The sequence below is a fragment of the Arthrobacter sp. PsM3 genome, from assembly GCF_030433895.1.
GTDB lineage: Bacteria > Actinomycetota > Actinomycetes > Actinomycetales > Micrococcaceae > Arthrobacter.
Map to the genome: position 1 here is coordinate 15,718 of NZ_JARUXE010000010.1, position 25,737 is coordinate 41,454.

The 25,737-nt window shown below is 68.4% G+C and carries 22 protein-coding genes; 11 read left to right on the plus strand and 11 right to left on the minus strand.

Going from position 1 to position 25,737, the window contains the following annotated elements; all coding sequences use genetic code 11:
- Positions 1–112: 112 nt before the first annotated feature.
- The 6 genes from QCD75_RS07015 (at position 113) to QCD75_RS07040 (ending at position 7,436) form a co-directional block, all read left to right on the plus strand.
- Positions 113–1,240, plus strand: a complete 1,128-nt coding sequence (locus tag QCD75_RS07015; protein ID WP_301227028.1) for an FUSC family protein — start codon at positions 113–115, stop codon at positions 1,238–1,240.
- A gap of 54 nt (positions 1,241–1,294) precedes the next feature.
- Entirely contained in the window at positions 1,295–2,671 is a 1,377-nt protein-coding gene (radA, locus tag QCD75_RS07020; RefSeq protein ID WP_301227030.1) for a DNA repair protein RadA, read from the plus strand.
- 111 nt (positions 2,672–2,782) lie between these two features.
- Complete coding sequence (locus QCD75_RS07025; RefSeq protein ID WP_301227032.1) at positions 2,783–3,073, plus strand: SHOCT domain-containing protein; 291 nt, start codon at positions 2,783–2,785, stop codon at positions 3,071–3,073.
- Positions 3,073–4,554, plus strand: a complete 1,482-nt coding sequence (locus QCD75_RS07030; protein ID WP_301227034.1) for a multicopper oxidase family protein — start codon at positions 3,073–3,075, stop codon at positions 4,552–4,554. The genes QCD75_RS07025 and QCD75_RS07030 overlap by 1 nt, the downstream gene beginning before the upstream one ends.
- Positions 4,555–4,639: 85 nt before the next feature.
- Positions 4,640–6,787 carry a heavy metal translocating P-type ATPase gene (locus QCD75_RS07035; RefSeq protein ID WP_301227036.1) on the plus strand — a complete coding sequence of 716 codons (2,148 nt, stop codon included), beginning with the start codon at positions 4,640–4,642 and terminating at the stop codon, positions 6,785–6,787.
- 13 nt (positions 6,788–6,800) lie between these two features.
- Positions 6,801–7,436 carry a class I SAM-dependent methyltransferase gene (locus QCD75_RS07040; protein ID WP_301227038.1) on the plus strand — a complete coding sequence of 212 codons (636 nt, stop codon included), beginning with the start codon at positions 6,801–6,803 and terminating at the stop codon, positions 7,434–7,436.
- Positions 7,437–7,503: 67 nt separating this feature from the next.
- On the opposite strand, the gene QCD75_RS07045 is transcribed toward QCD75_RS07040, so the two are convergent.
- From QCD75_RS07045 to QCD75_RS07055, 3 genes are all read right to left on the minus strand, one after another.
- A complete protein-coding gene (locus tag QCD75_RS07045; protein ID WP_301227040.1) occupies positions 7,504–8,385 on the minus strand; it encodes a cytochrome c oxidase assembly protein in 882 nt (293 codons plus the stop codon).
- Positions 8,386–8,533: 148 nt separating this feature from the next.
- The gene (locus tag QCD75_RS07050) at positions 8,534–9,745 is read right to left on the minus strand and encodes a fatty acid desaturase family protein (RefSeq protein ID WP_301227041.1); all 1,212 of its coding nucleotides are present in this window, start codon (positions 9,743–9,745) and stop codon (positions 8,534–8,536) included.
- Positions 9,746–9,758: 13 nt separating this feature from the next.
- Positions 9,759–10,832 carry a ferredoxin reductase gene (locus QCD75_RS07055; protein ID WP_301227043.1) on the minus strand — a complete coding sequence of 358 codons (1,074 nt, stop codon included), beginning with the start codon at positions 10,830–10,832 and terminating at the stop codon, positions 9,759–9,761.
- Positions 10,833–10,931: 99 nt separating this feature from the next.
- On the opposite strand from QCD75_RS07055, the gene QCD75_RS07060 reads away from it, so the two are divergent.
- Positions 10,932–12,134: a PucR family transcriptional regulator gene (locus QCD75_RS07060; RefSeq protein WP_301227045.1), complete on the plus strand. Its 1,203-nt coding sequence runs from the start codon at positions 10,932–10,934 to the stop codon at positions 12,132–12,134.
- Between the two features lie 26 nt (positions 12,135–12,160).
- On the opposite strand, the gene QCD75_RS07065 is transcribed toward QCD75_RS07060, so the two are convergent.
- Both QCD75_RS07065 and QCD75_RS07070 read right to left on the minus strand, forming a co-directional pair.
- Positions 12,161–13,519 (minus strand): GAF domain-containing serine/threonine-protein kinase, encoded by a 1,359-nt coding sequence (locus tag QCD75_RS07065; RefSeq protein WP_301227047.1) that lies wholly within the window; start codon positions 13,517–13,519, stop codon positions 12,161–12,163.
- 232 nt (positions 13,520–13,751) lie between these two features.
- The gene (locus tag QCD75_RS07070; RefSeq protein WP_301227049.1) at positions 13,752–15,365 is read right to left on the minus strand and encodes a peptide chain release factor 3; all 1,614 of its coding nucleotides are present in this window, start codon (positions 15,363–15,365) and stop codon (positions 13,752–13,754) included.
- A gap of 460 nt (positions 15,366–15,825) precedes the next feature.
- On the opposite strand from QCD75_RS07070, the gene disA reads away from it, so the two are divergent.
- The gene (disA, locus tag QCD75_RS07075; protein WP_301227051.1) at positions 15,826–16,902 is read left to right on the plus strand and encodes a DNA integrity scanning diadenylate cyclase DisA; all 1,077 of its coding nucleotides are present in this window, start codon (positions 15,826–15,828) and stop codon (positions 16,900–16,902) included.
- Between the two features lie 87 nt (positions 16,903–16,989).
- Here disA and QCD75_RS07080 read toward each other — a convergent pair whose 3' ends face one another.
- Positions 16,990–17,721 (minus strand): hypothetical protein, encoded by a 732-nt coding sequence (locus QCD75_RS07080; RefSeq protein ID WP_301227054.1) that lies wholly within the window; start codon positions 17,719–17,721, stop codon positions 16,990–16,992.
- Between the two features lie 246 nt (positions 17,722–17,967).
- Here QCD75_RS07080 and QCD75_RS07085 point away from each other — a divergent pair, with 246 nt between their 5' ends.
- The 3 genes from QCD75_RS07085 to QCD75_RS07095 are packed head-to-tail and all read left to right on the plus strand — an operon-like array spanning position 17,968 to position 20,069.
- On the plus strand, positions 17,968–18,804 hold the full coding sequence (locus QCD75_RS07085) for an A/G-specific adenine glycosylase (protein WP_441005446.1): 837 nt from the start codon (positions 17,968–17,970) through the stop codon (positions 18,802–18,804).
- A gap of 50 nt (positions 18,805–18,854) precedes the next feature.
- On the plus strand, positions 18,855–19,352 hold the full coding sequence (locus QCD75_RS07090) for a hypothetical protein (protein ID WP_301227056.1): 498 nt from the start codon (positions 18,855–18,857) through the stop codon (positions 19,350–19,352).
- A gap of 24 nt (positions 19,353–19,376) precedes the next feature.
- Entirely contained in the window at positions 19,377–20,069 is a 693-nt protein-coding gene (locus tag QCD75_RS07095) for a hypothetical protein (RefSeq protein WP_301227058.1), read from the plus strand.
- Positions 20,070–20,076: 7 nt separating this feature from the next.
- On the opposite strand, the gene dhaM is transcribed toward QCD75_RS07095, so the two are convergent.
- The 5 genes from dhaM to QCD75_RS07120 all read right to left on the minus strand — a co-directional run bounded on the left by dhaM (position 20,077) and on the right by QCD75_RS07120 (position 25,638).
- On the minus strand, positions 20,077–20,751 hold the full coding sequence (gene dhaM, locus QCD75_RS07100; protein ID WP_301227060.1) for a dihydroxyacetone kinase phosphoryl donor subunit DhaM: 675 nt from the start codon (positions 20,749–20,751) through the stop codon (positions 20,077–20,079).
- Positions 20,748–21,374 (minus strand): dihydroxyacetone kinase subunit DhaL, encoded by a 627-nt coding sequence (dhaL, locus tag QCD75_RS07105; RefSeq protein WP_301227062.1) that lies wholly within the window; start codon positions 21,372–21,374, stop codon positions 20,748–20,750. The genes dhaM and dhaL overlap by 4 nt, the downstream gene beginning before the upstream one ends.
- 2 nt (positions 21,375–21,376) lie before the next feature.
- Positions 21,377–22,378 carry a dihydroxyacetone kinase subunit DhaK gene (gene dhaK, locus QCD75_RS07110; protein ID WP_301227065.1) on the minus strand — a complete coding sequence of 334 codons (1,002 nt, stop codon included), beginning with the start codon at positions 22,376–22,378 and terminating at the stop codon, positions 21,377–21,379.
- A 521-nt stretch (positions 22,379–22,899) separates the two neighbouring features.
- Positions 22,900–23,409: an amino-acid N-acetyltransferase gene (locus QCD75_RS07115; RefSeq protein WP_301227067.1), complete on the minus strand. Its 510-nt coding sequence runs from the start codon at positions 23,407–23,409 to the stop codon at positions 22,900–22,902.
- 81 nt (positions 23,410–23,490) lie between these two features.
- A complete protein-coding gene (locus QCD75_RS07120; protein ID WP_301227069.1) occupies positions 23,491–25,638 on the minus strand; it encodes a S9 family peptidase in 2,148 nt (715 codons plus the stop codon).
- Between the last annotated feature and the right edge of the window lie 99 nt (positions 25,639–25,737).

The following is a 25,737-nucleotide window of genomic DNA, read 5'->3' on the forward strand; positions in this document are numbered from 1 at the left end:
ACGCCGGGACATTGGCTTACATCGACCGGGTCCCTCTTGCGTTAGCTGCGTCACGTCCGTAGGGATGGTGGCGCGGGCGGCACCCGCAGACCGAGCAAATAGACTGGGGCGCATGGCCTCTGCTACTGGACTCTCCGCAAGCGCCCGATTCCTGCGCGGACGGGTCCGCACCGGCCTGGTCCGGAGCCGGAATTCCCTCGTGCCGGCCATCCAGATGACCGCCTGCGCCGTCGGCGCCTATGCGTTCGCGGAATATGTGCTGGGCCACAGCGGCCCGCTCTTCGCCGCCACGTCATCGCTCATCGCCCTGGGCTTCTCCCGGGACCCCAGGCTGCGCCGGGTGATCGAGGTCGGGCTGGGCTGCACCATCGGCATCGTGGTCGGGGACCTGCTGCTGCACTGGCTGGGCGCCGGGATCTGGCAGGCCGCCGTGGTGCTGCTCTTCTCGATCCTGCTGGCACGCTTCCTGGATAGCGGCACCATCTTCACCACCCAACTGGGGCTGCAGTCCCTGCTGGTTGTCCTGCTCCCGGCGCCGGCCGGGGGGCCGTTCACCCGCAGCATCGACGCGATTGTGGGCGGGGTGTTTGCCCTGCTGGTGACGTTCCTGATCCCCAAGGACCCGCGCCGGGAACCCCGCAATGATGTCAGGAAGCTCCTGCACGAACTCGCCGAAGTGCTGCGCGAGTGCGCCTCCGCGCTGAGCGACAGCGACTCCACGCAGGCCTGGCACGCGCTCATCCGGGGGCGGAACTGCCAGCCGCTCGTTGACGCCATGCGGCAGTCGCTCCGGGCCTCCGGGGAGGTGGCCACGCTGGCGCCCGCCCAGAGGCGGCACCGGGAGGAGCTGGACCAGATGGAGCAGTCGCTGGACTTTATTGACCTCGCACTGCGCAACAGCCGAGTCTTTGCCCGCCGGCTGACCAGCGCCATCAACCATGCTGCGCTGTCCGACGAGGCCACCCAGAACATCGCCGACGTCCTGCAGGACACTGCCGACGCCGTCGAGGAACTGTCCCTGGGCCTGGCGGAGGTGCACGACGGAGTCCGCCGCGCGCACCTGCGAACGGCGCGGGCGGACCTGCGGGAGATCGCCGGCCGGCTGCACCCGCGGCTGCTGGACGTGCAGCGGCTGGAGGGTGAAACGGTCGTCATGCTGTTCCGGCCGCTGATGGTGGACCTGCTCGAGGCGGCCGGGGTCGACTCCCGGGAAGCCCGGGACATCCTGCCACCGCTCTAACTGCCGCCGTGGTGCGGAAGGGCGGTTGTCGCTGGGCGCGGATAGTGTGGAGCGATGGCTACCAAAACTTCTTCCCGGGCCTCCAAGGCGCCGGGCTACAAATGCGCCGAGTGCGGCTGGACCACGGCCAAATGGGTGGGCCGCTGCGGCGAGTGCCAGGCCTGGGGCAGCGTTGAGGAAACCGGGGGCGCCGTGGCGCGCACGACGGCGGCCGCCGCCGTGCTGGAGCCGGCCCGCCGGATCTCGGAGGTGGACGCCAGTTCCGCGGCGTTCCTCCCCACCGGCGTGGACGAACTCGACCGGGTGCTCGGCGGCGGGCTCGTCCCCGGCGCCGTGATCCTGCTGGCGGGCGAACCCGGCGTCGGCAAGTCCACCCTCCTGCTGGACGTCGCGGCCAAGTTTGCCCGCACCGCCCAGGACGTCCTCTACATCACCGGCGAAGAATCCGCCGCGCAGGTCAAGCTCCGCGCGGACCGGATCGACGCCGTCGCCGAATCCCTGTACCTCTCCGCTGAAACGGACCTCGGCCAGGCCCTGGGCCAGGTGGAGAAGCTGGAGCCGCGACTGCTGATCGTGGACTCCGTGCAAACGCTGAGCAGCGCCGATGTCGAGGGCAGCGCCGGCGGCGTCTCGCAGGTCCGCGAGGTCGCCGCCTCCCTGATCGCCGCGGCCAAGCGCCGAAATATGACCACCCTGCTGGTGGGCCATGTGACCAAGGACGGTTCCATCGCCGGGCCCCGGCTGCTGGAGCACCTGGTTGACGTGGTGTGCCAGTTCGAGGGCGAGCGCCACTCCCGGCTGCGGCTGCTGCGGGCCGTCAAAAACCGGTACGGCCCCACCGACGACGTCGGCTGCTTCGACCTGAACGAGGACGGGATCGTGGGTCTGGCCGATCCGAGCGGATTGTTCGTGTCCCGGACCAAGGAACCCGTGTCCGGGACCTGCATCACGGTCACCCTCGAGGGTCGCCGGCCGCTGCTGGCAGAGGTGCAGTCCCTGCTGGCCGAAAGTGCCAACGCGCAGCCCCGGCGGGCCACCAGCGGGCTGGACAGTTCGCGGGTGGCAATGCTGCTGGCTGTCCTCCAGCAGCGGGCCGGCTGCCTGCTGAACAAGGACGACTCCTACGTCGCAACCGTCGGCGGCGTGAAACTCAGCGAGCCCGCCACTGACCTCGCCGTCGCGCTCGCCGTGGCATCGGCCAAGGCCAGGAAACCCCTGCCCCAGCGGCTCATCGCGTTTGGCGAAGTGGGCCTGGCCGGTGAGGTCCGTCCGGTGCCCGGCATCAACCAGCGGATCCAGGAGGCCCACCGGCTCGGGTTCACCCACGCCCTGGTGCCCGCCAGCCCGAACGGCCCGGGGCCGGTGCCGGCGGGCTTCTCCGTCCGGGAAGTCGGGCACCTCACCGAGGCCCTGGACCTGCTGATCGGCTGAGACCCGAGGCCTCAGACCGGTGTCCCCAAGGGCGCCTTAGGACCCTAGCCCCGCCCCGGGTATCCGGCGGAGAATGTGGACCAGGAACGGTCACCGACGGAGGGATCTGCCATGATGGGTTACTACGGAAACGGCTTCGGCTGGATGTGGCTCTGGGGGCTGCTCCTGCTGATCGGCATCGCCGTGCTGGTACTGCTCGCGGTCCAGCTCTTCTCCGGCGGGGGCCACCGCAGCGGTGCCGCCCAGCCCGGACCCTACGGCGCGCCGCCCTCTGGCCAGCCGGGGTTCCGCCCGGGCGGAAAAAGCCAGGCACGGCTGATCCTGGATGAACGCTTCGCGAGGGGCGAGCTGACCGCCGAACAATACCGCGAGAACCTGAAGGTACTCGGCGAGCAGCAGTAATGCGCCCGGTCAGCCGACGCGAGGCCCTGCTGCTGGGCGGCCTGGGCACGGCAGCCACAGTGGCCGGGGGCGCCGGGCTGTGGTGGTCTCTGGCCTCCACGCCGCAGCCGCTCGGCGGTGCAGGGCCCGCACAAGGTCCCGAGCTGCGCAGTCCCGCCGAACTTCGCAGCACCGACGGCAGGCTCCAGCTCACCCTCGACGCCGCACGCGGACAGGCTGAACTCGGCGGCCGCACGGCCAGGCCCCTCACCTACAACGGCATCTTCCCGGGCCCCACCCTCCGCCTGAGGCCGGGCGATGAGCTCGCCGTCAGGCTGGTGAACCACCTCGACGAACCCACGAACCTGCACGTCCACGGCCTCCATGTGTCCCCGCAGGGCAACGGCGACAACGTCTTCATCGCGATCGCGCCCGGAGAAGGGCACGACTACAGCTACCGGCTGCCGGCGGACCATCCCCCGGGCGTGTACTGGTACCACCCGCATCACCACGGCATGGTCGCGGACCAGATCTTCGCCGGAGTGTTCGGTGCGATCATTGTCCAGGACCCGGAAGCCATCCCCGCAAGCAGGGAACGGGTCCTGCTCGTCTCGGACACCACCCTGGACAACGCCGGGAACATCGCCGCGGTGTCACCCATGGGACGCGTGGCGGGCCGGGAAGGAGAGCTGCTCCTGCTCAACGGTCAGAGCAGCCCGCTCCTCACAGCCCGCCCGGGGGAACGGGAGCGGTGGCGGATCATCAACGCCTGCGTGGCCCGCTTCCTTCGGCTCCGGCTTGACGGGCAGCAGCTGCAGCTGATCGGCATGGATTCGGGCCGGTCCGCGGAACCCGAACCCGTGCAGGAGCTCCTGCTGGCGCCGGGCAACCGGGCGGACCTGCTGGTCACCGCCGCCGCCGGCGACTCCGTACTGCAGGCCCTCCCCTACGACCGCGGCGCCATGCCGGGAATGATGGGGCAGGGTCCGGGCCCCGCCCGCAGGGTGGCCGCGCTGGCGGGATTCCGGGTCACCGGCGAATCCACGACGCCGGCTGGTGCTGTCCCGGCGCGGCCGGCCCCGGAGGACCTCCGCAACGCGGCCGTGGCCGCCCGCCGGCAGCTGACCCTGGCCATGGGTGCGGGGCCCGGAGGCCCGGGCGGTGGAATGGGCGCCATGATGCGGTTCACCATCAACGGCCGTGAATTCAGCGACGCGCGCACGGACACAATCGTCGCGGCCGGAACCGTCGAGGAATGGACGCTTGTTAACACCAGCCCCATGGACCACCCCTTCCACCTGCATGTCTGGCCGATGCAGCTGCTCGAGGACAACGGCCGGTCACTGGGTTCCGTGGTCATGCGGGACGTCGTGAACGTGCGGGCGAACGGACACGCCACGGTCAGGATCGCGTTCCGCGACTTCAGTGGCCGCTCGGTCTACCACTGCCACATCCTGGACCACGAGGACCTGGGCATGATGGGCGTGATCGAGGTCCGCTGAACCGACGGACATCTTGCCAAAGATACCCCCTGGGGGTATGTTGAAGCTGAGTCCAGGTATCGATGAATCTCCCCGGGAGCGCATCATGGAACATCGGCACAGCAGCCAGGCCGTCGGCGGCCGGCAGCCGAACCGCCAGCACGAAATCAGCAGCGGGCACAGCACCGGCGCCGGCCCGCACGGAAGCGGCGCGCATGGAACCGGCCCGGACCACCGGCCAGACGACGAGCACCTTGTGCACAGCCATGGCCAGCACGCCGGCCACAGCGTCGCGATGTTCAAGAACAGGTTCTGGCTGACCCTCATCCTGGCCGTCCCGGTGGTCTTCTTCAGCCCGATGTTCGGGGACCTCCTCGGCTACCAGCCACCGATTTTCCCCGGCTCCGCCTGGATTCCGCCCGTTCTGGGGACAGTCATCTTCTTCTACGGCGGGAAGCCGTTCCTCAGAGGGGGCCTGAATGAGCTGAAAACCCGCAAGCCGGGGATGATGCTGCTGATCGCCATGGCCATCACCGTCGCCTTCACCGCCTCGTGGGTGACAACGCTGGAGATCGGCGGCTTCGACCTCGACTTCTGGTGGGAACTGGCCCTGCTGGTGGACATCATGCTGCTGGGGCACTGGATCGAGATGCGCGCGCTCGGCTCGGCCCAGGGCGCCCTGGACGCCCTCGCGGCGCTCCTGCCGGACGAGGCCGAACGCATTACCGGGTCCGGCACCGAGACCGTCAGCGTGTCCGAACTCAGCAGCGGCGACACCATCCTGGTCCGCTCCGGCGCGCGGATGCCGGCGGACGGAACTGTGATCGAGGGGCAGGCCGAATTCGACGAATCGATGATCACGGGCGAGTCAAAGACCGTCCTTCGCTCCCCCGGCGACCCGGTGGTCGCAGGAACCATCGCCACGGACAACAGCATCCGCGTCCGGGTAACCGCCATCGGCGAGGACACCGCACTCGCCGGAATCAAGCGGCTCGTGGCCGAGGCCCAGGCCTCCTCCTCGCGCGCCCAGGCCCTCGCGGACCGTGCCGCCGCCTTCCTGTTCTACTTCGCCGCCGGGGCGGGCGTTATCACCTTTGTCGTCTGGACCCTGCTGGGCAGCATGCCCGACGCCGTGGAACGCACCGTGACGGTGCTGGTGATCGCCTGCCCGCACGCCCTGGGCCTCGCCATCCCGCTGGTCATCGCGATCTCCACGGAACGGGCAGCCCGGGCCGGAGTGCTGATCAAGAACCGGATGGCACTCGAGCGGATGCGGACAGTCGACGTCGTGCTGTTCGACAAGACAGGGACCCTGACCAGGGGCGAGCCGGAACTGAAGGACGTTGCCGCCGCCGCAGGAACGGGCACGGACGAGCTGCTCGCCCTGGCCGCCGCGGCGGAGTCGGACAGCGAGCACCCGCTGGCCCGGGCGATCGTGGCGGCCGCGCGCGGCCGCGGGCTTTCCGTGCCGCGCGCGACCGACTTCACCTCCCTGACCGGCCGCGGTGTCCGCGCCACGATCGGCGGCCGGACGGTCGGGGTGGGCGGCCCTGCGCTGCTGAGGGAACTGCGGGCAGACGAACCCCCGGAACTCGCCGCCGCCACTGCTGCCTGGCGGGACCGGGGCGCGGCGGTGCTCCATGTGGTGGACGGCAACACCGTGCTGGGTGCCGTGAGCCTTGATGACGCTGTCCGCCCGGAGTCCCGCCAGGCCGTCGCGGCGCTGCAGCGCCGGGGCGTCAAGGTGGCCATGATCACCGGTGACGCACGTCAGGTGGCCCAGGCCGTGGCCGCCGAGCTGAACATCGATGAGGTCTTCGCCGAGGTCCTCCCGGCGGACAAGGACAAGAAGGTGGCCGAACTCCAGTCCCGCGGGCTCCGGGTGGCAATGGTGGGCGACGGCGTCAACGACTCCCCCGCCCTGGCCCGCGCCGAGGTGGGAATCGCCATCGGTGGCGGTACCGACGTGGCGGTGGAGTCCGCCGGGGTGGTCCTCGCCGGGAACGACCCCCGGGCGGTGCTTTCCATGGTGGACCTGTCCCTGGCCAGCTACCGGAAGATGTGGCAGAACCTCGTCTGGGCCACGGGCTACAACATCATCGCGGTGCCGCTGGCCGCCGGTGTCCTGGCCTTTGCCGGGGTCGTCCTCTCCCCCGCCGCGGGCGCCGTCCTGATGTCCGCCTCGACGATCGTGGTGGCGCTCAATGCCCAGCTGCTGCGCCGCCTGAAACTCAACCCCGCCGAAGCGAACTGAGCCGGGGAGTCCCATGCCGGAGAGCACCCCCCGCAGTCCCTCGTTCGGAAGATCCTTCGCCCGGGCGGGTCCGCGGATGGACGCCCGCGGGGCAACGGAGCACCGCCGCCGTCTCCTGGCCGCGGCGCACGGCGCCGTCGTCGAAATCGGGGCGGGCTACGGGGCGACCTTCCCGCTCTACCCTTGCGCGGTGACCGGCGTGCTTGCCCTCGAACCGGACCCGACCCTCCGGGCGCTCGCGCTGGCCGCCGCGGCCAGGGCGCCGGTGCCGGTCACCGTGGAGGACGGCGTGGCGGAAGCGCTACCGACGGCGGACGCCTCGGTCGACGTCGTCGTGTCCAGCCTGGTACTGTGCAGCGTCGCGGACCAGCCCGCGGCGCTGGCGGAGGTGGTCCGGGTCCTGCGGCCTGGCGGCCTTTTGCTGTTCTATGAACACGTCCGCTCGGAGCACCGGGTGCTGGCGGCGGCCGAAGACCTGCTCACGCCGCTGTGGAGCCGGATGGCAGGCGGCTGCCACCCGAACCGGGACACCCCCGCCACGATCGCAGCGGCGGGCCTCACGGTACAGGGACTGGAGCGCTTCGGCTTTTCGGTCCTGCCCGGCAACCCGCGGCTGGCCCACGTGCTAGGGGTGGCCAGCAAACCCTGAGCTCAATCCCGGCACGCGCCTCCGGGACCCGGACGTTTCAGCCGGGTCCTCATTGAATCGACGAAGGTCAGCCGCCCCCGCGCAAGTGCTGGAAGTTCAGTTCATCGAGCTGCTGGTCCGTCAGGTCATCGAAACTGCGGGCCTCGCGTTTGTCGCTCCGGGAGAAACGCATGAACATCAGGATGATGAGGGGCAGGTCCACTATTTCGCAGATGAACCAGAGGAAGTCTCCCGCCAGCTGCTGGTCGCGCAGGGCACCCGGGAACCAGGTCAAGCTGGACTGCGTCGTCATGACGTGATCGAGCACCTGCCCGTTCAGGCGCAGCAGGATCCCGGGGACCGCATCGATCAGCAGTTCAATGAAGACGAAGACGATCTCCAGCGTGATGTAGGCGCTCGAGCGCTGGAAGTCCGCTTCCTCGATGATTGGAAGTGCCATGAGCAGGCCCAGCAACGGTACCCCGATGGTCAGAAGGGCCCCGGCAAATGGATCGGCGCGCAACGTGTAGAACGCCGGGGTCAGGAATGTGGAGAAGAGCGCCAGCCCCAGCAGCGGCGCGACCATTGAGTTGCTCACAAACCGCACCAATGGGTTGGCGAGGGCACCGTTCAGCCGTGTGATGCCCCGCGGTGGCAGGGCCGCGCGGGCCAGGGAGATCGGCTTGCCGAGGCCGATCAGCAGGGGCACGACGAAGAGGAGCAGGGAAATCTTGAGCGTGAACGCCCAGCGCAACTGGGCGCTGTATACGCCGGGGAACCCGCACGTGATCAACGCGAGTGACCCCAGGCCCAGGAGATAGAACGCCAGGGTCCGCCACAGCGGCCAGCGGCGCCCGCGGGCGGCTGCGGCCTTAAGACCCAGCGCGTAGAGCACCCCGGAGCCGCCGATCATCACCAAGGCGGCCCAGTCAATCCGCCAGGCGCTCACAATTTCGTCAAGGGGTGGCACCGGCCCATGATAGCGCCGCAACCTTGGGGGACGCCCACCGGGATTCATTGGCCGTCCGCCGGCCGCGAGGCCGCGACACGCGAAAGGGACGCCTGCCGCAACGGCAGACGCCCCTTCCGCTAATCAGTCAAACCGGTTTAAGCCGGCGCTAGGCCTTTTTGGGCGGCAGCGCCAGCTTGAAGACCTTCGCCCAGGTGGAGCCGACCTGCTTCCAGATCGGACCCGTGGTGTACGGCAGGCCGTAGCGCTTGCAGATTTCCTGCACCTTGGGAGCCACCTCGGCGTAGCGGTTGGACGGGATGTCCGGGAAGAGGTGGTGCTCGATCTGGTGCGAGAGGTTGCCCGTCATCAGGTGCATGAACTTGGACCCGGAAATATTGGCCGAACCGATCATCTGCCGGACGTACCAGTCACCGCGGGTCTCGCCTTCCACCATTTCCTCGGTGAAGGTGTCGGTCCCCTCAGGGAAGTGGCCGCAGAAGATCACCGCGTGCGCCCAGACGTTCCGGACCGCGTTGGCCGTCAGGGTGCCGTACAGCGCCTGCTTGCCGGAGCCGGTGAGCATGGCCACGGCGGGAGTGGCGGCGTAGTCCTTGGTGAACTGCGTGAGGGCCTTGCGTCCAAGGGCCTTGAGGTCCTTGGTGAGGGCCTCCTTGGACTTCTTGCCCTCTTTGTAGTCGTTCAGCTCGAGATCGTAGATCGCGATGCCCCACTCGAAGACCGGCGCCAGAATCGCGTTGTAGAGCGGGTTGCCGAGGTTGAACGGCTTCCACTCCTGCTGGGCGTCCATCCGCAGCAGGTTGTACCCGACGTCGTTGTCCTTGCCGACGACGTTGGTCCAGCGGTGGTGCAGGTCGTTGTGGGTGTGCTGCCAGGAGCGCGCCGGGGTGACGAAGTCCCACTCCCAGGTGGTGGAGTGGATGTCCGGGTCCCGCATCCAGTCCCACTGGCCGTGCAGGATGTTGTGCCCGAGCTCCATGTTTTCCAGGATCTTGGCGAAGCTGAGCAGCGTGGTGCCGGCGACCCAGGCGGCCTTGTTCTTGCTGACCAGGAGCGTGGCACGGCCGGAGATCTCCAGCCCGCGCTGGATCTTGATCATCCGGCGGATGTAGGCGGCATCGGACGCTCCGCGCTTGGCGAGGATGTCGTCCTTGATGGCGTCGAGTTCGCGGCCCAGCTCGGCGACCTGCTCGTCGGAGAGGTGCGCGGCAGCCGGCGGGCGGACAGTCGGGCTGCCGGTCTCGGCGAGGGCGCCGGGCCGCGTCTTCACGGCAGCCGGAGCCTTGGCAGAGCCGGTGCCGGCTTTGTCGGATGCAGCGCCGTCGTCGGAAACGTCAGGCTTGTCGGAAACAATCGTCATGCGGTGGTACTCCTCAGATGTCGAGGTTAACGGGTCCGGCGGCTGCCGAGACACACGTCTGGATTAGTTGGCCGGGCTCGCCGTGGACTTCGTCCGTGCGAAGGTCACGAACCTGTCCGGCCCGGAGGGGGGTGAGACAGCTGTGGCAGATGCCCATCCGGCAACCGCTGGGCATCAGGACGCCGGCGTCCTCGCCGACGTCGAGCAGCGGGGTGTCGCCGTCGGCTTCGACTTCGCGGTCGGACGCCTCGAAGGTGACCAGTCCGCCGTCGTGCCCTTCGCCGCCTGCCAGCTTGGTGCTGAAGCGTTCAATGGTGAGGGTGGAGTCCGAGGAGGGACCAGCGGTTGCGGTTTCCGCAGCCCAGAGCGCCTCGGCGTCGTCCAGGAAGCCTTCGGGGCCGCAGGCGTACGCGGCACGCTGGCGCCAGTCCGGGCAGAGCTGTTCCAGCGCGGCTGTGGAGCTGAAGTCCAGCCGACCGCGTTCGCCGGTGAACCAGTGGATCACGCGGAAGTTGGGAAACTGGTCCGCCAGTTCGGCCAGTTCCTCACGGAAGATGGCATCTGCCGGAGTCCGTGCGGTGTGGATGAGGACGACGTCGGAGTCCGGGCGGTGCGGAACCAGCGTGCGGATCATGGACATGACCGGGGTGATTCCACTGCCGGCCGTGAGCATCAGCAGGGGCCGCGGATGCTCCGGCAGGACGAAGTCGCCCTGCGGCCGGGCCAGGAAGAGCACGTCACCGGGTTTGGTGCTGCGCACGAGGGTGCCGGAGACAGCACCCATGTCAGTGACAGTGATGGCAGGGTCCATGCCGGCGGGGGCGCTGAGCGAGTAGGACCGCCAGTGGCGGACGCCGTCGAGCTCGACGCCAATACGGGCCCACTGGCCGGCAAGGTGCGCTTGCCAGCCGCGGCCGGGACGGAAGAAAATTGTGGCGGAATCGGCCGTTTCTGGAACCACCCGGGTAACCACACCGCGCAACTGGCGGGCGGAAAACACAGGATTGAACAGCGACAGAATGTCTTCTGGAGCCAGAGGGGTGGTCAGTACAGATGCGGCGCGCGCCAGCTTACGGAGCCGGATCATTTATCAATCTTATGTCAAAGGGGGCCACAGTTCTTCATCCAAGGCATACGATCGACTCAAAGAAACTATCTCCCCGAAACAACTTTATGGGACCGCCCAATGAACGCCTCCCCGGCCGGCACCTCCGCCTCCCCCGCCTACGACCCTCCGTGGCTGGCACTGCCACGCGAGGTCAGCGACATGCTCCGGCCGATGATGCCCGGCATTGTCGAGGCAATCATCGACGCCGTGCCGCAGCTCGTGCCGGCCTACGCCAGGCCGATCGAGGGCCGGTTCGGGCGGGGCCTGCGCCGGGGCGTGGCTGCCGCACTGGACCGCTTCCTGCAGCTGCCCGGAACGCGGCTGCCCGCCCTGTCGGAGGAGAGCCGGCAACTGGTGGCGGGGCTGGGGAGCGGGGAATTCCGGCAGGGCCGGAGCATGGATGCGCTACTGAGCGCGTACCGGATGGGCGCCCGCGTGACCTTCCGGGAGATGTCACGGGTGTCCGTGGAGCACCACCTCGGCCAAAGTGTGGTGGTGGACCTTGGCGAGTCGATCCTGGCCTACATCGACGAACTTTCCGCTGTCAGCGCCGAGGCGTATGCCTTTGAACAGTCGGAACGGGCCGGCGCGGTGGACCGGCGGCGCACCGAACTGCTGGATCTGCTGCTCCTGGGACAGGCAGATGAGGCCGCCCTGCGCCAGACGGCAGCAATGGCGGACTGGTCCCTGCCGCAGCGGATGGTGGTGGTCACCCTGCCGGTGGACCGTTCCGCGGGGCTGCGGCTCCGGCTGGGACCGGGGACGCTGGTCATCGAACGCGAGACCGACGCAGTCGCCCTGGTTCCGGCCCGGACGTCAAAGTCCGCACGGGCGGACCTGGAAAAGGCGCTGCGCGGCCGGGGAGCGGCCGTGGGGCCGGCCGGAGGCTGGGAAAAAGTCCCCGATTCGCTGCGCCTGGCAGTCCTCGCAGCCTCGGCGCTGCCGCCCCGCGAAGGCCCGGAGGACCCGCCGATCTGGGCCGACGAGCACTTGGCCGAGGTGATCCTCGGTGCGGAGCCGTCCGCGATCGCGGAACTGGCCAACCGCCGCCTGGCGCCACTGGAGGGGCTTCGCCCGGCCCAGCGCGAGCGGCTCGCAGAGACGCTGCTGTCCTGGCTGCGGCACTGGGGCCAGCGGGCCCCGGTGGCGGCTGAGCTCGGGATCCACCCGCAGACCGTGGGTTACCGGGCGGCGCAGCTGCGCGAGTTGTTCGGCGACACCCTGGAGGACCCGAAGGCCCGGTTCGAACTGGAACTGGCGCTCCACGCCGGCCGGCGTTAAACAAAGCCGGCGTTAAACACAGCCGGCTAACTGGCGATAGCTTCCCGGCTCTGCAGCCGCATCTCCAGGTCGTTCATCACGATCGCGGCCAGGTCCTGCAGCGTCCGGGCGTCCTCGGCGCTGAACTCCCGCGGTTCCCGGTCCAGGATGCAGAACGTGCCCAGGTTGTAACCGTCCGGTGTGCGCAGCGGGACACCGGCGTAAAACTGCAGGCCGAACTCACCTGCCACCAGCGGGTTGGCGAGGGTACGGGGATCCCTGGCCGCATCCTCAATCACCCAGGCGTCGTCCTGCAGGATCGCGGAGGCGCACAGCCCCGGGTCGCGGCCGATCTGGCTGACCTCGGTGCCGTGGTGTGCCTTGAACCAGATCCGGTCATGGTCCACCACGCTGACGATCGCCACCGGCACCGAGAACATCCGCGCCGCGAGGCCCACTATCCGGTCGAAGGCCCCGTCCCCCGGGGTGTCAAGGATCCGGTACCGTTCGACGGCGCGCATCCGGCCTTCCTCGTCCGAGGGTGCCGGTGCCGGGTCCATGCGGTGGCGCGCCGCGGTGTTGATCACTTCCTGGCGCAGGGCCAGTGACACTTCCCGGGCCGGCGGGCGCTGCGCCGGGTCCCGGGCCAGCATGGAGGACAACAGCGCAACCCACATGGGCGCGAGCTCCTCGGGAATCTGCGGGTCTTTGAGCAGCCGCGCGACGGCGGACTGGATCGGCGCGCCGGGGTACGCCATCTTTCCGGTCAGCCCTTCCAGCAGCACCAGGCCAAGCGAGTACACGTCGCTGAGCGGTCCGACCGGTTCGCCGGCCGCCTGCTCGGGGCTGAGGTAGGCAGGCGTTCCGGAGGTTCCGCCGTCGTCCGACACCGGCCCATTGCCCATCACGACGGCGACGCCAAAATCAGTCAGCTTGGCCCGCGGACGCCGGTCGTCGTTGCTGTAGTCCACGAGCAGGATGTTCGCGGGCTTGACGTCCCGGTGCACGATGCCGTGGTGGTGGATGTAGGAAAGCCCGTCCGCCAGGTCGTAGCCGATGTGGGCCATGTGCGCGGCCGAGAGCGGACCCTGGGCCCCCCGGTGGCGCAGGTCACGTCCGTGCACCAGTTCCGTTACAAGGTAGGTGAGCCGGTCGGCCGGGTCGCTCAGGTCGGCGCCGGCGTCGAAGAGCGTCACGAGGGCGTGATGGCTCATTCCGGCCAGGATCCGGATTTCCTCGCCCTGCCGGCGGGTTTGTTCCAGATCATCCGAGACGTTGCGGAAAAGCTTGACCGCCACCTCTCGCTGCAGGAGCTCATCGTAGGCCCGGAACACCGTGGATTGGCTTCCCCTGCCAATAAGGTCCGCGATCCGGTACCGCCCGCTGAGCAGGTAGCCGGGTTCCATGCGGTGCTTTGATGGGGCCGGTGTGGAGCTGGCCGGAGGTGAAATGAGCTCTGTCAACTGGTGTTCGTTGTCCCTTATAGCGGGGTCCGCGGGGCGGATCAGTCCAATACCGGAATCAGAAGAAGGTCCGGCGCCCGCATAATTAGCAAGGTTACTTATGATACCGCGATTCCCTGATTCAGGAAGACCTGAGGGCAATCCTTTTACCCCGCCCGCAAGCCGGTTCCGGCGGCTACTTTGCGGGGTTATGCGTGCCTATCGGCAGGAGCGTCAGGTCCGGGTGGTTCTTCTCAATCCGGCGCAGGGCCCACACATCGTTGAACAGTGCGAGGTATTCGCCGTCGGAGCGCAGCAGGACCTCGGCGCCGGGAACGTTGGCCAGTGCCGGCATGGCATCCGCCGTCGAAATCCTGGCGATGGAATAAGGCAGGCGCTCCAGCCGCATCGGCGCGCTGAAATCGTGGGCCATGCGGTCCTCCACGACTTCGAACTGCATGGGGCCGACGGCGGCCAGCACCGGGGCCTGATCGCCGCGGACGTCCGAGCGGAGCACCTGGATGACTCCCTCATGTTCCAACTGTTCGATGCCGCGGCGGAACTGCTTGAACCGGCTGGGGTCCTTGGAGCGCGCCACCTGGAAGTGCTCCGGGGCGAACAGCGGTATGGCAGGGAACTCCACCGGCTGCTCAAGGAAGAGGCTGTCGCCGACCCGCAGCGAAGACGCGTTCACGAGGCCCACAACATCTCCGGGGAACGCTTCGTCGATGACCTCCCGTTCGCGGCCGAAGACCTGCTGGGCGTACTTGGTGGCGAACGACTTGCCGGTCCGGCCCTGCGTCACCACCATGCCGCGTTCAAAGATGCCGGAACAGACCCGGATGAAGGCGACGTGGTCGCGGTGGGCCTTGTTCATGCCGGCCTGGACTTTGAAGACGAAGCCGGAGAAGGGCGCATCGACGGGCCGTGAGGCGCCGTCGACGTCGGGCCGCGGGGCGGCCGGCGGGGCGAAGTCCACGAGGGCGTCGAGGATCTCCTTCACGCCGAAGTTCAGCGCGGCGGAGCTGAAGAGGATCGGCGTTGCCTTGCCGGCGTGGAAGGCGTCGACGTCGAACTCAAGGTTGGACTCGATGACCAGCCCGGCCTCATCGACGGCGTTGGACCAGTCCTCCCCCTGGCTGGCCGCGGCCTGCTCCGGGGTGAAGTACTCGGTGAGGGCGATGTTGGCGCCGGCGTTGTTGCGTTTGAACTGGGCGAAGCGGTCATTGCGCAGGTCCCAGACCCCGCGGAAGTCACCCGAGATACCAACGGCCCAGGTCAGCGGCATCGGCTGGAGGCCGGTGCGCTCGGTGAGCTCGTCCATGAGGGCCAGTGCGTCGAGGCCGGGCCGGTCCCACTTGTTGATCACGGTGATGATGGGCAGGTTGCGCTGCTTGCAGACCTCGAACAGCTTCATGGTCTGGGTTTCCAGGCCCTTGGCGGCGTCCACGAGCATCACGGCGCAGTCGACGGCGGCCAGCACCCGGTAGGTGTCCTCGGAGAAGTCCGCGTGGCCGGGGGTGTCCAGCAGGTTGATCACGGTGTCCCGGTAGGAGAACTGCAGGGCCGCGGAGCTGATCGAGATGCCGCGGTCCTTTTCCATCTGCATCCAGTCCGAAACCGTGTCCTTGCGGTTGGACTTGCCGCTGGAGGCGCCGGCGGTGCCGATCACCTTCGCGTGCAGTGCCAGCGCCTCGGTCAGCGTGGACTTGCCGGCGTCGGGGTGTGAAATGACCGCGAATGTCCGACGCCGGGCCGCCTGCTTGTGAATCTCCTGGACTCGGGCGGGGCTAAGGACTTCTTGGGACACGGTGCTACTTTCGCTGCGGCGTTGAGTGGTTGCGGTCCCGGGCCTGCGGGAATCAGGCTGGCCCGGCGGGGTCGCTGGTTGTTCTGCTGGTTGTTCTGCTGGGAGTTCTGCGTGACTGCTGGGTGCGAGTGTTGGTGCACGGCGGCGGGAGCCGACGGTACACCCCAGGATTCAAGTTTATCGCAGCCCGCGCTGCCGCCGTGATGCGGGTGCAAAGCCAGGGCAAAGCCGGGCCGCTGCCACTCAAAAATGCCGTCCCGGGGCGGGACCTGCGGGGGCATTCCCAGGGCGTCCGCGCGAAGGTACTAATGGGCCACTTTGGGGCTTGTCTGTGCGGAAGTTGGCCCGCTTTACCTTTACTATGGTGAGAACGGGGAACCGAGTACTTTTGATCCTGCCGGGAAACACTGGAAACCGGCGCACTTGCAGGCTGAGGCCTGCACCTTTGAAGGGAAGATCTATGGCTCGGAGCCCTGAAGATTCACTCAAGGCGACCCTGGGCCGAGTGGCACCGGGCACCCCCCTCCGGGACGGCCTGGAACGCATCCTCCGTGGACGGACCGGCGCCCTGATCGTGCTGGGGATCGACAGGACCATCGAGTCCATCTGCTCCGGAGGCTTCGACATCGGAATCGATTTCTCGCCCACCCGGCTGCGGGAACTGGCCAAAATGGACGGCGCCATCATCTGCGACAAGGATGCCAGCAACATTCTCCGCGCGGCCGTGCAGCTGGTCCCCGACTCCAGCATCGAGACCCAGGAATCCGGCACCCGGCACCGGACTGCCGAGCGCGTCGCCATCCAGACCGGCGTCCCGGTCATCTCGGTCAGCCAGTCCATGCAGATCATCGCCCTCTACGTGAACGGGCTGCGGCACGTCCTGGAGGGCTCGGAAAAGGTCCTGGCCCGGGCCAACCAGGCCCTGGCAACGCTGGAGCGCTACCGGTCCCGGCTGGACCAGGTGACCAGTTCCCTCTCGGCCCTGGAAATCGAGGCCATGGTGACAGTCCGCGATGTTGCGGTCACCCTGCAGCGCCAGGAAATGGTCCGCCGGATCTCGGAAGAGATCTCACAGTATGTGCTGGAACTCGGCGAGGACGGCCGGCTGCTCTCACTCCAGCTGGACGAATTGACCGTGGGCCGCGGCCCCGGCAGCGATGTGATCATCCGCGACTACTCCGGCCCCGATACGTCCGCCGAGGATGTCGATAAGGCCGTGAAGGCGCTCGTGAGCCTTGGCCCCACGGAGCTGATCGACCTGGGAAAGATTGCCGGGATTGTCGGTTTCGCAGGCGGTGAGGCCAACCTTGACGCCGTAGTGCAGCCGCGCGGATACCGGCTGCTGTCCGGGCTGAAGGCCGTACCCAAGGCCGTCGCTGACCGCCTGGTGGACCACTTCGGCGGCCTGCAGTTCCTGATGGCGGCCACGATTGATGATTTGATGACGGTGGACGGGATTGGCGACCAGCGCGCCCGGACGGTCCGCGAGGGCCTCAGCCGGATGGCCGAGGCGAGTCTGTTGGACCGGTTCCTCTGACTCCCCTCGGCTGGCCTCTCAAGTGCTCCGCAAGTGCCCTTTTGAGCCCTCGAAACGGCACTTGCGGAGCAACCGAGAGGGGTCGGATCAGTTGAGCTGGAAGACGGCTTTGGCACTGGTTTTGTTTGCCAGACGTGCAGTGAAGACGTAATACGCGCCGCCGGCCCCGGGTTTGGCTTCGATCGCCGCGCAGCCCTGGACCGTGCGGTTGCGCTGCCAGGGGAAGTTTGCCGTCTCGCTTTGCCCGGGCGCGATGGTCTTCACCAGGTCGGTCGGGTCCGTCTGGCAGTCAGTGGAGGAGAAAATCCGGTCCGAGCCGCTCGTGACCAGGAATTCCATCTGCGAAGTCCCGATATTGACCTCGCACGGCACCTTGTTGCCGTTCGTCACTTTGAGCGTGAACAGCGGGTTCTCACCGGCGGCGTAGGCGGGCTTGTCCGTGGCGGCCGTGACGGTCACGAGGTTCTGCTCGCAGCCGTTGCCGGTCGGAGCAGCCGAAGGGGAAGCCGTGGGTTCCGGGCTTGTGGCCGGTCCCGTTTCCTGGCCCGAGGGGGCCGTTCCCCCGCCGGAGCCGGACTGACCGGCGTTGAGGACGCCCGAGGCAGCGGCGAATCCCCCGAGGGCGACGGCGATGACGAGCAGCAAGGCGGCGCCCACGAAAAGCCGCCGGCGGCGGTAAACGGGGCTGACCTTTTTTCGGGCAGGCTTGCGCGCGGGTTTGCGCTCCGAGTGGCTTACGGAATTGCGTCCCGCGGGTGCTCCGCTGCCGGAAGCCCTCGGCCGGGAACCCTGGGTTCCGGAATTGTCTTGCCTGCCCATCCTTCTAGGCTAGAGAACAGCGCCGCGTATGCGGCCCTCCCACGCCGCAGGCGGAGTGTGGCCCTCATCTATTACGCTGAATCCATCAAAGCTCTCGCCGATTCCCCCACCGTCCCTGCAGCCGCCCGCCCGGAAGCGGCTTCGGCTGCCCTTCCGCTGCCCGCCCTCCACGAGGCCCTCACCAACTGGTTCGAGTCCAACGCCCGGGAACTGCCCTGGCGGGCCACTGAATGCACGCCGTGGGGTGTGCTGGTCAGCGAAATCATGCTGCAGCAGACGCCGGTGGTTCGTGTGCTGCCAGTCTGGACGGAATGGCTGCGGCGCTGGCCGGAGCCTGCTGACCTCGCCCGGGAGCCCGCCGGGGAAGCGGTCCGGGCCTGGGGGCGGCTGGGCTACCCGAGGCGCGCGCTGCGGCTGCACGCGGCCGCCGTCGCAATCTGTTCCGACCATGGCGGAGAGGTTCCCGGAACGCACCCAGAACTGCTGGAGTTGCCCGGAGTGGGCAGCTACACGGCGGCTGCCGTCGCCGCCTTCGCCTTCGGGCGCCGCGAGACCGTGGTGGACACCAATATCCGCCGCGTGCACGCCCGCCTGTTTTCCGGTTCAGCCCTGCCTTCGCAGTCGCTGACCGCCGCGGAAATGCGGCTTGCCGCGCAGGCGCTGCCGGATGGTGCGGGCTCCTCGGTCCGCTGGAACGCCTCCGTCATGGAACTGGGCGCCCTGGTGTGCACGGCGCGCTCGCCCAAGTGCAGGCAATGCCCGGTCAGTGGCTCCTGCGCCTGGCTTGCAGCGGGCGAGCCGCCGCCAACGTACACGCCCAAGGGGCAGTCCTGGCACGGAACGGACCGTCAGGTCCGGGGAGCGGTAATGGCGGTGCTGCGCGTGGCCGAGTCGCCGGTGGCCCCGGAACTGTTCCAGCGGGCCCCGGCGGACCTTGGCTTCGAACCGGCCGGGATCGGAATCCCGCTTGCCGCCCTGCACCGGCTCAACGCCCCTCCCGAGCAGCTGGAGCGCGCGCTGGCCGGACTGCTGGGTGACGGGCTGGCCGAACTGCAGCCCGCGGGCCTGCAGCTGCCCGCCTGAATCCGGCGCCGCGCCCTAGCCGGAAAGGCCGCCCGGAACTACCCTGAAGAATGCGCACGTTCGCGGCGCTCGTGGGCATGGCTTGCACCGCACTGCTGGCCACCGGGTGCCAGCCCCAGACGGTGTGCCCGGCAATCGCCCAGGCACCGGTAATTGCGCTGACCGTGGCCCGGGAGTACGCCGGTTCAGTTAAAACACTCCGGCTCAAAGCCTGCCAGGACGGGCGCTGCAAAGAGGCTGAGCTTGTGCTGCTCCCGGGGACTACCACTGTGGATCAGGAATGTGGACAGGGCGCGGACGGCAACGACCGTCCTTGTTCCGCAACCGCTTCACCTGACGGCGCCTTGACGGGGATGCTCATGCTGGATCGGCTCACTGAATCCCCCATCGAGGCCAGCGTGGGCGGCACCGGCGCCAGCGGCCTCCCCCTGCCGGTCCGGACCCTGACGTTCACGCCGCGGGTTGCGTACCCGTACGGCGCGCAGTGCGGCAGGTTCATCTCAGCCGGAGTGCTGCTGGACGCGGACGGGCTCCGGCAGGCAGCCTAGCCCGCGTGGAGAAAGGTGAACGCCGTGAACGCGGAAAACATCGGCCGCTGGATCCGGGCCGGGCTGTGGGCCCTGCCGGTCTCAGCACTCGTCACTGCCTGGTCCACGCTGGAACCGCAGCCGGACCAGGAGAAGGACCCGGATGCCTGGGCCCGGTTTGTCAGCTCCGATTCCTACCATTTCAGCCATTTGATCGGCAGCACCGGCGGCACGATCCTCGCGATCTTCGGCATCTTCGCACTGGGCTGCTGCCTGGCCAACAGCCGGGTTGGCAGCCTGGCGCTGGCGGCGATGGTCACCGCTGCCGCCGGGACGGCCCTGCTGCTGGTGCCGGCCGTGATATCCACCTTTGCCACGCCTGCAATCGGAAAAGCCTATCTGGGCGGCTACCAGGACGTGATGCAACTGGAATTCCCCGGGTCCATGACGGGTGCGTTCCTGCTGGGCCTGCTGCTCGCATTTCTCGGCCATGTGCTGCTGGGGATAGCGGTGTGGCGTTCCCGCGTGCTGCCGCGCTGGGCCGGGGCGCTCTGGGCGGCCGGCGCAGTGCTGTTCTATGTCCTGGGTGTTGTCCTGGGGCTGGCGACGACGGGAGTCAGCCTGCCGACCCAGACTGCCGGTGCCCTGCTCATGGCTGTTGCCGGCGGGTGGATCGCCCGGAGCGGATCCCGGCGGGCACCGGCGGCATCGGACCTGGCCGGGGCCGGCACGGTGTGAACGTGGCCTAGGGCTCGCCGAAGCCGGCCGTGATCAGTCCGCGCAGATAGTCCACGGCTTTCGCGGCATCCGGGCCGCTGGCTTCAACGTGCAGGACCGTTCCCTTGGCCGCTCCGAGCATCATGAGTTCGGTCATCGACGCTCCGTCGACGCCGTTGAGGGTCACCTCGGCGTCCAGGCCGGACAGGCCGCCGGCAATCTTCGCGGCTGGACGGGCATGCATGCCGGCCTGGTTAACGAGTTCAAAGTCCCCTGTCGCCTCGGGGGGCCGGTGCTCGTGCGCGTGTTGCGGCGCTGCCGGCGGCCGGTACACGGCTTCCGCGGCTTCCTTCACGCCCTCGGCAGCCGCTCCGGCCTGTGCCGCCACGGCAGCAGCCACCAGGCCTTCGACGAGGGGCGCATCTGCCAGCAGGACGGAGGATGGGTCCGCCATGAATTCCACCGCGGACTCGGCTGTCATCACTGCCGAGCCGAGATCTGTCAGGACGACGATGCCGTCGCCGTTGGCGTCACCTGCCTGTTCCAGCGCTGCCATGACCCGCTCCAGGCTCGTGCCGATCCGGCCGTCGTCGGTGCCGCCGGCAGGAAGGATCAGGACGTCGGGCGCCATCTGGGCGGCAAGCTCGGCGGCGCCGTCGGCGATCTTGTCACTGTGGGAGACGACGACCAGATTGACCGTCATTCGGCTGCCCCGGCGGCGGCGCGCAGGATCAGGGCGCTGGAGACCGCGCCGGGGTCCCGGTGGCCAATGCTGCGTTCCCCGAGGTAGCTCGCGCGCCCCTTGCGGGCGAGCATCGGGTCGGTAGACACGGCTCCGGCTTCGGCGGCCTCGGCGGCGGCCGCCAGGACCTTGTGCACATCGCTGTCTCCGGCGGCGGCAGCGGCCGCGTCAACCGCCGGGGTCCAGGCGTCCACCATCGTCTTGTCGCCGGATTCGGCCTTTCCGCGTGCCACGATCCCGTCCCTGGCGGCCTGGAAGGCCGAGGCGAGGGTGGCTGCGTCGATGTCGGCCGTCTCGCCCAGCGCCGTGGCCGCCCGGAGGAAGGCGGTGCCGTAGAGCGGCCCGGCGGCTCCGCCGACCTTGGACATGAGGGTCATGGCGGTCAGTTTCAGCGCCGCCCCTGCAGTTTCCGGTGGGACCTCGGCGAGCTTGACCATGACCGCTTTGAAGCCGCGGTCCATGTTCTCGCCGTGGTCCGAATCGCCGATGGGCCGGTCCAGTTCGATGAGTTCCTCCCGGTGCTCCGCCATGGCCTGCGCTGAGAGGGTCAGCCACCGCAGCGCCCAGTTGACGTCCAGCCCCACGGTCAGACGCCCCAGCGGAGGGCCGGGGTGTGGACGGGCGCATCCCAGAGCGCCGTCATCTCATCATCGAGGCGCAGAACGGTAATGGAACAGCCCTGCATTTCAAGCGAGGTGATGTAGTTCCCGACCAGCGAGCGGGCGACGGTGATGCCCTTCTCAGCCAGCTGCTGCGCGGCGCGGCGGTAGACAATGTAGAGCTCGCTCTGCGGAGTGCCGCCCATGCCGTTGACGAACAGGAGGACCTTGTCCCCGGAAGCCAGGCCCAGGTCACTGACCACCGGCTCAAGCAGCCGGTCGGTGATGCCGTCGGCGTTCTCCATGGGAATCCGGTGCCGGCCAGGCTCCCCGTGGATGCCGATGCCGATTTCGATCTCGTTTTCCTCCAGCACAAAGCTGGGCGCCCCCGCGTGCGGGACGGTGCAGGCAGTCAGCGCGACGCCCATGCTGCGCACGTTCTGGTTGACGCGGTCACCGATCGCCGCAACGGCGTCCAGGTTGTCACCCCGTTCGGCGGCGGCACCGGCGATCTTTTCCACCAGGACGGTTCCGCCCACGCCGCGCCGGCCGGCGGTGTACAGCGAGTCCTCCACCGCGACGTCGTCGTTGACCAGCACCGTGCGGACCTCGACGCCCTCCGCCTCGGCCAGTTCGGAGGCCGTCTCAAAGTTCAGGACGTCGCCCGTGTAGTTCTTCACGATGTGCACGACGCCGGCACCTGAATTGACGGCGAGGGTGGCGGGAAGGATCTGGTCCGGTGTTGGCGAGGTGAAAACGGCGCCCGGCACGGCGGCGTCGAGCATTCCCATGCCAACGTAGCCGCCGTGGAGGGGCTCATGCCCGCTGCCGCCGCCGGAGACCAGCCCGACTTTCCCTGCCACCGGCGCATCTTTGCGCACGATGTACTTGGGGTCCGCAAAGACGGTCACGAGGTCGGCGTGGGCAAGCCCGAAACCCTCCACTGACTCGTCAACCACGGCGCGGGGATCATTGATGAGCTTCTTCATGGCGGTGCTCCCTGGATGGTGTCCTGGCTGCTTGCTTAGACCCTACTACCGGGGCCCCTGCCAGCGGTAGGCTCCGGTTTTACGAGCTCTGAAGCGGAATCGGGATGCGGCCGGACAGCCCCCGGCCCCGGATCCGGGGACCCGGGACCTCAGGTTCGTTTGTCCGCCCCCAACGGAAAGCTCGGCCAGGCGTCGCTGCCAAGCCAGGAGAATGGCGGCGCGGCCTGCCGCCCCCGATCGGCCCCGGGCGCCGGGCCGGTAACCGGGCCAGCATGCGGGCCCGGGTCCTCGGCTGCAATGTTCCCGGCCGATGGCTCCGGGCCGCGGTGCGGTCCGCCGGCGCCGCTGATGGTCATTTGGAATGCGGAGAAATCTGGAAAAATGGCGCGCTCATGCAAAGTCTTTGCCTTTGGTAGTCGGGGGGTCCGCCTCCTTGAACCGGGATGAGTTTATCCATCAAATTTACTGCTGGGAAGGCCCCGTGCCGCCCAATTTCCCGGCGCCGCTTTTTCGGGCCTGAACTACAGCGCCTTGATCATCCGGGTGTTGCCGAGGGTGTTGGGCTTCACCCGGGCGAGGTCCAGGAACTCGGCAACGCCCTCGTCATGGGAGCGCAGCAGTTCCGAGTAAACCACGGGGTCGACGGCCGTCTGGTCGGCCATGACTTCGAAGCCGTGCTTCTCAAAGAAGTCCACCTCGAAGGTCAGGCAGAACACGCGGGAGACCCCGAGCGCCCTGGCCTCTTCCAGCAGGCGCTCCACCAGCAGGTGGCCCACGCCCTTTCCCCGCCAGGCATCCGATGTCGCGAGCGTCCTTACCTCGGCGAGGTCTTCCCACATGACGTGGAGCGCTCCGCAGCCGATCACCTCACCGTCGGCTGATTCGGCGATCCGGAACTCCTGCAGGCTTTCGTAGTACGCCACGGTTTCCTTGGCCATGAGGATCCGCTGCTCGGCCAACGGCGCCACGAGCGTCTTGATCGCCCCTACATCGCTCGTGCGGGCAGGGCGGATGCGGATTGTCTCAGTCACAGCCCAATCCTACGGGGACTGGGATCCCTGACCCGCTAGGCGGGCTTGGCGAACGCAGCCTCCGGGCCGGCCGGCAGGCGCCTAGAGTCCCAGCTCGGCTGGGACCGGCAGGTCCTTGTCCAGCAGGTTCTTGGCGAGGAAGTGCTCGACGACGCCGTACCAGACCTTGGCGTGCTGCGGCTGCAGGATCCAGTGGTTTTCGTCCGGGAAATATAGGAAGCGGTGGTCGGTTTCGCCGTTCTCGTCTGCCGCAAGCCGGGACTTGGCGAGGAGTTCGTACCAAAGGCGCAGGCCCTCGCCGATCGGGACGCGGTAGTCTTTGTCGCCATGGATGACGAGCATCGGGGTGCTGATGTTCCCGACGTGCAGGTGCGGGGAGTTCTCCAGCGCCATCTCGGCCGTCATCTCCCTGAGCCAGTACTGCGCGTCGTCGGTGGTGGGGCCGAACTGGTCCAGCGCCCAGAGGCTGGCATGGGTGACGATCGCTTTGAAACGGTCCGTATGCCCGGCCACCCAGTTGGCCATGTAGCCTCCGAAGGACCCGCCCATGGCAGCCGTGCGGGTCTCATCGATGTCAGTACGCTGCACAACGGCGTCGGTGATGGCCATCAGATCGGTGAACGGCACCTGGCCCCATGCACCCCAGCCGCGCTGGATGTGGTGCTGGCCGTAGCCGGTGGACAGAGCCGGGTCCGGCAACAGCACCGCGTACCCCCGGGCGACGAGCAGCCAGGGGTTCCAGCGCCAGGTCCAGGCGTTCCAGGACCCGAGCGGGCCACCGTGGATCCAGAGCAGCAGTGGCGCCGGGCTGCCGGCCGAGGCACTCTCGGGGAGGGCGAGGTACGCCGGCACGCGGGTGCCGTCTGCCGCCGCCGTCTCCACGCGTTCCAGCAAGCCTTGGTAGTGCGGGCGTTCGGCGGGGGCCGGGAGCCGGACGACGTCGCCGCTGGCAAGGTCGATCCGGACGGCCTCGGCCGGGAACTCGTAGGAGCTGCGCAGCGCATATGCGGTGCGGCTGTCCGGGCCGACCACAACGTCGGTGTACGCGGCGGTATCGGCGGTCAGGCGTGTGACCTGGCCGGCTGTGTCGTCGCCGCCGCCATCGCCGGACAGGCTGATCCGGAAGACGGGTGAGCCGCCGTCCTCGTCGGCGGTGACGAGCAGGGCCGATCCGTCCGGCAGCCAGGCGGCGGGGCGCGGCCAGCGGTCCCAGTCCTGCACGAGCGGCACCAGCGCCGCTTCGCCTGCCGTCCCGGGTCCGGACGAAGCGCCGGAAACGTCGAGCAGGTGCAGCCTGAGCTGCGGGGCTTGCTCAGGAGTGGTGTCGCTTTCGCTGAGCACCACCAAGGTCCTGTTGTCGGGGCTGACCGGTCCGGGAAAGTAGCTCATGCCCTCGGTGTCCAGCAGCACGGTGCGCGTGCCGCTGGTCACGTCGATCGCGACGAGAACAGACCGGGAATTCGCGTGCGCGAGCGGTTTTGCGAAACTGCTGTAGATGGTCTTGCCGTCCGGGCTGACGACCGACTCGGCCTCGCGAAGGCCGGCACCGGCGTCGGGCGTAAGGTTGCGGAGCTTCAGCGGCGCCGGGGCGTCAACTGTTGTGGGTTTGCCCGGCTCCTTCTCCTCGCCGGGCTCGACGGCGAAGAGCCTCGGCTGTGCGGGGCCCAGATCGGCGTCCCAGTAGCGGACCGGATAGCCGCTGTGCAGGATGGCCGCAACTTTGTTGTCCTTGCGCGACTTGCGGCGTTCCTCGTCGTCGTCCTCGTCCGTGGCCCCCGCCAGCACGGAGGCGTTGACGAAAAGGGCGCCGGCCCCCTTCGCGGCCAGGACTGCGCTGATACCGCCGGCTCGGGTGAGCACAACACGGGCCTCGCCGCCGTCCGCGGGCAGCGTCCACAGGGCGTTGACCGGTTCCGCCTCGGGGGTTTCCGGGTCGGGGCGCGCGGAACTGAAGTACAGGTCACCGCCGGCGGCAAACACGGCCCCGGCCTCGCCCTTGGCGCTGCGGGTGATCCGGCGGGCCTGCTTCCGCCCTTCCGGGTCCAGCTCCCACAGGGCGGTGCCGTATTCGGTGCCCTTGGCATTGAGCGTGGCCACGGTGGTGACCAGCCGCCGTCCGTCGGGGCTCAGCGCCAGTCCGCTGACCCTCGGGATGGCGAGGTAATGGTCCAGGTGGTGGAAGGGTGTCTCGGGTTTTTCACTCAGGGTCTCTGAATCCGTGGAAGCCATGCACCGATTCAACACCCACCATGGCCCGCATCACACCCCGTTCACTCAGAGTGAAACACTGCTTTCACATCGAAATGTCCCGAAATTGCAGGGGGCTCT